This is a genomic window from Syntrophomonas sp. UBA5494, from assembly GCF_002426325.1.
On sequence record NZ_DIPG01000003.1, the window covers coordinates 1 to 7989 of the forward strand.

The window sequence follows — 7989 nt, forward strand, 5'->3', positions numbered from 1 at the left end:
TGGGATAATCGGGCATAAAAAAATCCGATGAAAAAAGTTAAGGCATTTTCTACTTGCCAAACACATAATGGAACCATCAGAAGAGAAACCCAAATTGACGCTGGTGGTTAATAATGGCAAAGTTATTCCTCAAGAAAAGTCGCAAGAAATACGAATTATGTGATCGAGACAAAAAGACTTCTGTCAAAACTTCTGTCAAATCAAAAAAATAGCACTTTCAGTTAGGATGAAAGTGCCTATTTTTCTTATGGTACGCCTGAGAGGAATCGAACCTCCGCACCCGGCTCCGGAGGCCGGTGCTCTATCCACTGAGCTACAGGCGCATAATGCATTACTGATTATAGCAGAATTAAATAGCCAGGTCAAAGGGCAACCTCTGCAAAGGCGGCAGCCTGGCATGAGAATCAAGAATCCCGGGCCGTAGCGTTTCTTTCCGGGGCTTCCCGCAGCCCGCCGGTGAGCAATGAAATCAAGAGGCCCGTCAGGCTGAGCCCTGCAGCAAACAGGTAAACCCGGTGCGAGGCCATTACATAGGCCTGTTCATAGGGCAGACTCAACTGATTAACGGCTAAGAACCAGGTGAACAGGCTGGCCGATAAGGCTATGCCCATGGCAAAGCCGAAGTTGCGGATGGTGGCGATAAATCCCCCGGTGTAACCGGCTTTGGTTTTGGGAACCGAGCCCAGAATAGAACTGTTGTTGGGTGAACCGAAACATCCCATCCCGATGCCGTAAATTACCAATCCGCTAATTATATGCAGCGGGCCGGTCGCGGTGTTCATCAAGCTGAACACCGCAAAGGCGATGCTGGCCAGGAGATAGGAAATGGAGGTTAAACGGGCCGGACCGATGCGGTCGGACAGACTCCCCGCCAGTGGTGCGGTGACGGCCAGGCATATGGGCGGGATGGTCATAAACAGACCCGATTGGGCCGGAGAATAGCCTAATAATCCCTCCAAATAAAACGGCAGCAGGAAGAACATGAAGGTCTGCACCATGTAGACGATGAACCCCATTATATTGCCGAACAGAAACGCCTTTATCTTAAACAATCCCAGGTCCAGCATGGAGCGGGGATTGCCCCTTTCATACCAGTAAAAGCCCAGGAGCAGAACCAGTCCCAGAACAAACAGCCGCCATTCAATGCTGACTGCGGTCGCCATTGATAGTACCAGAATTATCGCGGCTGACCCGAAAAGCAAGATGCCGATGGGGTCGAATCCCTTATCTGTCTCGCCGGGGGCTTGCTGGGGAAGATATCGCCAGGCCAGATAGAAGGCCATAACGCCGATGGGGACATTTATCCAGAAGATAACGGGCCAGGCGAAGCGGGCTACCAGAAAACCACCCAGGGCTGGACCGGCCATATTGCCGATGCCGACTACACTGCCGGTAAAGCCCAGAGCCTTACCCCGCTCTTCAGGAGGGAAGCTGTTGGATACGATGCCGATTCCGGTAGCCATGAGCATACTGGCCCCCAGGGCTTGAAATACCCGGGCTGCTATCAAACTGTAGAGCGTATCGGACATTCCGCAAAATAACGAACCCAGGGTGAAGCCTAAAAAACCGGCTGTGTAAATCTTGTTGCTGCCGATCCTATCGCCCAGGTTGCCGAGAAACAGGAGGGTAGCAGTGACAGCCAGCATATAAGCGGTCACCACCCATTGGATTTGCTGTAGATCGACCCCGAGGCTGCGGGCAATGGTGGGATTGGCGATATTTAATATGCTCCCATCGAGGGTGGCCATAAAGATGCCCAGACAGACAATGGTTAGAACCTGCCATTTCGGTGCGATTTTCAAAAACTCACCCTTCCCCGGTATCCTCAGGCTAAAAATAATAGCCTGCAACTTTTATTATTATATAATATCGATTCCGGGAAAGAAGCAATCTGCCCAAATAATGGCTTTAAACTAGTGATGTCCGGATGAGATGACGGCTAACGGTTGCGCAGGACCGCGATCAAGGCATCGCCCATCGCCGTTACGGCCCGTTCTGCGGACAACAGGTAGTTCCCGTGAGTGCCCACCTCCAGAAGCAGGGCGGTGGGATAAAGATCCTGATTATAGTTCCCGCGTCCGATGAAGATGCCCCTCAAAAGCCCGGGATACAGGGAATCAGCCGCCGCCTTGACCTGCAGGGCATAATTCAGATTGGTTTGGAAATTGGGATTGGACCGTCCCATAACAATCATTACCCGTGCACAGGGGATGCCGTTAATGGTAGTTTGATAAGCCGACGCCGGGGCTGCATCGCGGTGTATGTCAAAGGCCGCATCAGGCCCCTCAGCCAAGAGCTGAGTGGCAGTTCGACGGGAGCGATGGTAGGCGTTGATATCATGGGGGTTGTGATTGTTCAGGCTATGAGTGACGCTGATGCCATTGAGTTTAAAAGTATCCGCCAGTTTTGCTCCGATTTGATACACGTCTCCATTTCCGGGTTTGGAAGCGGTACCCGAAGTAGGTACATATGATTCGTCACTGTGAGTGTGGTAAATCACCACATGAATGTCCTGGGGCGGGGTTTGCACCGGTATGCTGGGCCCCAGGACCGGCTGAGCGGCAAGGCTGTCAGGTTTCAGCATTGACTTCAAAGGCGAGTTATCGGCGGTCTTAAGGGCAGCCCAGGCCTGGTCTCTTTCCACCCTGGTCACCTGATAATGCTGATTCTGGTCGCTGATCCATATGTCGTCGACCTGAATGGGGACGCCGGTTTCCAGAATTACATTGCCGGCTTCATCGCGCACGGTGTAGTAGGAAGGGGTGCTCTGATTATCCCCCAGGGGTTTGGACTGGGGAGCATTGATAAGATTCATCAGATAAGCACCTGCCAGTATTATGAGCAGGATTGCGAAAAATACCCATAAATACCGTTTAGCCGTTGTTTCCATAACAAAACCGCCTTTCCTCAATAGCATTAACTATTATGTCTGAAAGGCGGTTTAGATATGCAAAAAAACAATCATTCCATCAAGCCTGAGATGGTGCCTGATCAGCAATTATCCTATCACAGGTTGGTGTCCCAATCAGCCAGATACGCCTTCTGCTCCGGGCTTAAGGCGTCTATGTCCACACCTGCGGCCTCCAGCTTCAGCATGGCCACGCGCTGGTCGATGGCTGCGGGGACGTTATAGACGTGACAGCCTAATTCTTGCCGGTTTTGCAGCAGATGGACCAGTGACATGGCCTGCAGAGAGAAGCTCAAATCCATGACCTCGGCGGGATGTCCGTCCCCTGCGGCCAGGTTTACCAGTCTTCCTTCGGCCAGGAGATATAAACGGCGGCCGTCATTGAGTTCAAATTCTTCGATATTATTCTTCAAAAGCCGCCGGGAGACAGACAGGGAATCAAGGTCGGGTTTGGAAATCTCCACGTCAAAATGGCCTGCATTGGCCATGATAGCCCCATCCTTCATGTTTTGCATATGTTCCCGGCGGATTACATTGACATTGCCGGTGACAGTGATGAAAATATCCCCTAAACGGGCGGCTTCCAGCATAGGCATGACCTGAAAACCATCCATAATAGCCTCGTTGGCCTTGATGGGGTCTATCTCGGTGATGACCACTTTAGCCCCCATGCCCAGAGCGCGCATTGACACTCCTTTGCCACACCATCCATACCCGGCTACAACCACATTCTTTCCGGCCACCACCAGGTTGGTGGTGCGGTTGATTCCGTCCCAAACCGATTGCCCGGTTCCGTAGCGGTTGTCGAAGAGATACTTCATATAGGCGTCATTGACTGCTATAACCGGGAAGAGCAGGGCGTTGTCCCGATCCATGGAACGCAGCCGCACGATGCCGGTGGTAGTTTCCTCACAGGCCCCGATAACGGTCTGGGCCTGTTCACGGCGTTCTTTGTGCAGCAGTGTCACCAAATCGGCGCCGTCGTCTATTACGGCGTCTGGTTGGGCGTCCAGGGCCAGACCCAGAAAGCGCTGGTATTCTGGTATGGATTCACCGTGAATGGCGAAAACGGTGATGCCGCTGTCGACCAAAGCGGCTACCACATCATCCTGAGTGGAAAGGGGGTTGCTGGCACAGGCTACTACGTTGGCGCCGGCAGTTTGCAGGGTTTGCAGCAAATAACCGGTTTTGGCTTCCAGATGCAGGCAGCAGGTCACGGTTTTGCCTGCCAGGGGGCGAGATTGCCCGTATTCATGGTTGAGACGGGTCAAAACCGGCATGCGGCCCTGCACCCATTCCAGTTTGCGATAGCCGTCCGCCGCCAGATTGATATCTTTTATGATTGATTGTTGTGCGAGACTGAATTCTTTAGTCATGTCCATTGCTCATCCTCCTGTGTAATTATAACACGAGCCAACGGTGGTATTGCGAGAATTGGACTTTGAGGTTCCATATTCTTATAGCCGGGTTGATTTGGCGGCTTTATTCAGACCGCGATAAACATTGCCATGCAGGCCCGGGCCTGGTGATGACAGTTAATTTTATCATAATATAGTATTCCCGCCCGGTGCTGATTTGGGTGGGAATAAATTATCAAGCTGCGTTATATTGAGGCGGATTGATGTGCAAGCCAAAACAGCGCTTTGGAGGAGGCTTTCTACGCCATAGTTTGCCTGAGATATCCGTTAGGTATATTTGTCGAAACAAAATTTGCTTGGGGTTCTTAAATCGAGGTCAAAAACTATTGACAAAGGTTTTATGGTGCAGTAAATTATTATTAATCATATAGGAATAATTTAATATAGAATAGCCGACTAGAAAACTGGAGGCCGTATTCGCTTTGTGAATGTGGCCTCTATTTTTTATGGGTCACAAAAAGATGATCAATGATTCATGGGGAGGTAGCACGATGAGTAAATTTGTGGAGCGGCCCCGGTATGTTTGCTCTCTGGGAGGGGCGGTAGGAACCATTAAAGTATTGCCGCGCACCGTGCCTATTCTACACGCCGCCACCGGCTGCGGCGGGAATGTGGCCACGGCCCTGAACCAGGCGGCGGGATATATGGGCAGCGGGTACTGCGCGGGCCAGGCCTTACCCAGCACCAATACATCCGAGCGGGAGATCGTTTTCGGCGGGGAAGAAAGGCTCAGCGAACAAATCGCCAATACCATCAAGCTGGTGGACGGAGACCTGTATTTTGTAATTACCGGATGCATGGTGGATATGATCGGAGACAACATCCATAATTCCATTAAGCAGTTTAATGGAGGGAAGGCCCGGGTCATCGGCGCTGAAACCGGAGGATTCCGGGGGAATTATTATAAAGGCTATGAAATCGTACTGAAGACTCTGTTTCAGGACTTTGTGGAGAAGAATCCGGCCAAAGACAAGGGGCTGGTGAATTTGTGGGGAGTGGTTCCCATTCAGGATGTATTCTGGAAAGGCAATCTCACCCTTATCAAAGACCTGCTGGTAAAATTGGGCTACCGGGTGAACACCTTTTTCGGAGAGGGAGAGACACTGGAAGACTTGCAAAATTCCGCGGCGGCTGCTTTAAACATTGTGGTGTCCGATACTTTTGGCGTGGAAGCCGCCCAGGTTTTTGAAGAAGTGCACAGTGTTCCCTACATTACCGTGCCATTTCCCATCGGCGATCATGGCAGCCAAAGATTTTTGCGGGCCATAGGAAACGCCTTGGGCATTGAAAAAGCTTTTGTAGAGAAGGTGATCAAGGAAGAACAGGCTCGCTATTACAGCTACTTCGAAAGAATCGCGGACGTTTACAGCGATCTCGATTTGCAGCGCTATGCGGTGGTAGTGGGCGATTCCAATTACACCCAGGCCCTGGCCAGGTTTCTGGCCGATGATTTGGGATGGCTGCCGGGCCTGGCGGTCGTAACGGATTTTCTGGATGATGAGCAAAAAGATACAGTAAGGGGTCAATTTAACGGCTATGAATCAGGGATTGAAGCTGAAGTGGTATTCGATACCGACGCTTCCAATGTGGGGAAGTACATTGCCCGGCATTGGGGGCAAAGCAGGGGGCAGCGGTATTTTGAAGGCTTCAACCCGGGGTTTATTCTGGGCAGCGCTATTGACAGGGATATTGCGGAAAAGCTGGGGGTCCCGCAGTTAACCGTGACCTATCCCATATCCAACCGGGTGGTGCTGGACCGGGGGTATGCGGGATATAGCGGGGCTTTGAGATTGACCGAAGATATCCTCAGCGTTCTGGTGGGAAATAGATAAAGGAGGGTGCCAAAGATGGATTACATCAAGGAAAAAACGCCGCCCATTCGTGAAGAGCGATTAGGAGCGTGCATGGCCTTTGGAGGATCATGCTGCGATATTTCAAATCAATCCAAGAAAGGATGTCTGTTCAACAACAACCGTACCTTCTCCCAAAGCCAGGGCTGCCAGCTAACCCTCAGCCTGGCTATCTTGAATACTATCAGAGATTCGGTCATCATCGTTCACAGCCCGATCGGGTGCGGCGCCAACCTGGTGGCCCAGGCGGGGGTGTCCAAAGGATACCAGAAGCTGAGGGATCCGAATGCTTTCGGCCTGCGTTGGATCAATACCAATCTTGATGAAGTGGATGTGATCAATGGCGGGGAAGAGAAGCTCCGGTCGGCTATTTTGTACGCGGACCGGGAATACCGGCCCAGTGCCATTATTGTTATGAATAGCTGCGTTCCAGCCCTGATCGGCGATGATATCGACACGCTTATAGAGGAATTGCAGCAGCAGGTAGCGGCCAGAATCGTACCCGTGCATTGCGAGGGCTTCAAAACCAAGATACAGGCCACGGCCTATGACGCGGTTTATCACGGCATATTGAGGACCCTGGTGGGGATAGAAGAGGAGGAAGCAGATCCCGTCCTTATTGATGAGCTTGAGGAGTTAAAGAAAAGATACCGCATCAGCCGCACGGTCAATGTCCTCAATGTTTCATCCATGAGCCGCAGCGACGAGCAAGGATTGGTGAAGCTGCTGCAGTCGCTGGATCTCAACGTAAGGATACTGCCCTGCTATGCCCATCCCGATGACTTTGAGGACTCCTTCGAAGCAGCCCTGAATGTCAGCATATGCGCCACCCACGACGATTATTTTGTGGAGCATATGAAATCAAAATACGGGGTTCCCTTTATTTTGAGGACCATTCCCATCGGCATTGCCAACACCAATAAGTGGCTGCTGGATATAGCCCGGTTTTTCGGGATGGAGGAGCAGGCGCAAAAGTTGATCGACAGCGAGGTCCGGGAATTAAATCAGGCTTTGGCTCCTTATCGCCAGTTTCTGCAAGGCAAAACCGCTTTTCTGGGCGGCGGTGAAATCAGGATCATCACCACCGCGGAATTGCTCCACAGTCTGGGCATGGAGGTCCTGGGCCTGCGCGGCTTTCACTTTGACCGCTACGGGGAAGGCCTGTTGGAGGAGTTGATGGCGGAAATCCCGGAAAGCGAGAAAGCCATCATCAACATTGGAACCGGCCAGCCTTTCGAGCAGGCCAACCTTTTAGCCAGGTATAAACCGGATGTGTTTGTGGGCCATCCGGGGGGCAATGGCTGGGCCAATAAACAGGGTATACCGGTCTTCCCCTTGTTCGGTCAGGCCTACGATTATATGGGTTATGTGGGCGTTTACGAGGTGGCCCGCAGGCTCACGCGAACCCTTAAAAACACCAGTTACAGCCAGAACCTGGTTAAACATGTCAGGTTGCCCTATCGCCAGGACTGGTATGCCGAAGATCCTTTTGCCTATATAAAACAGGATCTGGCGCTGTAAACGGGGGAGTCCGGGAGAGTCTCCTTTCGGCAGGGAATTTACAAATAAGGAAGGTATTTCATGCTCAAATGGGTGCGCGAAGCAAACCAGCGTTTATTAAGCTATTATTTCATCATTCTGTTTTTTGTTTTATGGCAGGCGGCGCCGCTGGCGGGCTGGGCCAATCCGAAGTTTATTCCGCCTCTGTCCCGGGTGCTGGAGGAGGGATGGAAGCTTATTTTGAACGGGAAACTGCAGCTAGTCAGTTCAACCCGGACCGACTTGATAGAATTGAAAGTGCCCACGTATAAAA

Annotated in this window: 5 protein-coding genes, 1 tRNA gene and 1 pseudogene; 3 read left to right on the forward strand and 4 right to left on the reverse strand. The window is 51.6% G+C overall.

Features of this window, described 5'->3' with window-relative positions; all coding sequences use genetic code 11:
- Window positions 1-248 precede the first annotated feature (248 nt).
- The 4 genes from B3W37_RS00390 to B3W37_RS00405 form a co-directional block, all read right to left on the reverse strand.
- Window positions 249-323 (reverse strand) — tRNA-Arg (locus B3W37_RS00390).
- Between the two features lie 81 nt (window positions 324-404).
- The gene (locus tag B3W37_RS00395; RefSeq protein WP_483174448.1) at window positions 405-1802 is read right to left on the reverse strand and encodes an MFS transporter; all 1398 of its coding nucleotides are present in this window, start codon (window positions 1800-1802) and stop codon (window positions 405-407) included.
- 137 nt (window positions 1803-1939) lie between these two features.
- Window positions 1940-2917: a stage II sporulation protein P gene (gene spoIIP / locus B3W37_RS00400; RefSeq protein WP_483174449.1), complete on the reverse strand. Its 978-nt coding sequence runs from the start codon at window positions 2915-2917 to the stop codon at window positions 1940-1942.
- Window positions 2918-3006: 89 nt separating this feature from the next.
- Window positions 3007-4290, reverse strand: a complete 1284-nt coding sequence (locus tag B3W37_RS00405; protein WP_483174450.1) for an adenosylhomocysteinase — start codon at window positions 4288-4290, stop codon at window positions 3007-3009.
- Between the two features lie 527 nt (window positions 4291-4817).
- Between B3W37_RS00405 and B3W37_RS00410 the strand changes: the two genes are divergently transcribed.
- The 3 genes and pseudogenes from B3W37_RS00410 to B3W37_RS00420 all read left to right on the forward strand — a co-directional run.
- Complete coding sequence (locus tag B3W37_RS00410; RefSeq protein ID WP_483171723.1) at window positions 4818-6158, forward strand: nitrogenase component 1; 1341 nt, start codon at window positions 4818-4820, stop codon at window positions 6156-6158.
- A 15-nt stretch (window positions 6159-6173) separates the two neighbouring features.
- Window positions 6174-7697: a nitrogenase component 1 gene (locus B3W37_RS00415; protein ID WP_483174451.1), complete on the forward strand. Its 1524-nt coding sequence runs from the start codon at window positions 6174-6176 to the stop codon at window positions 7695-7697.
- 60 nt (window positions 7698-7757) lie between these two features.
- Window positions 7758-7989 (forward strand): annotated as a pseudogene (locus B3W37_RS00420) (hypothetical protein); the annotation flags it as partial.

Bases quoted from the DNA above. Each gene is read 5' to 3' on its own strand.
- spoIIP (WP_483174449.1), bottom strand. From the start codon at position 2,917: ATGCTATTGAGGAAAGGCGGTTTTGTTATGGAAACAACGGCTAAACGG.
- B3W37_RS00405 (WP_483174450.1), bottom strand. From the start codon at position 4,290: ATGGACATGACTAAAGAATTCAGTCTCGCACAACAATCAATCATAAAA.
- B3W37_RS00410 (WP_483171723.1), top strand. From the start codon at position 4,818: ATGAGTAAATTTGTGGAGCGGCCCCGGTATGTTTGCTCTCTGGGAGGG.
- B3W37_RS00415 (WP_483174451.1), top strand. From the start codon at position 6,174: ATGGATTACATCAAGGAAAAAACGCCGCCCATTCGTGAAGAGCGATTA.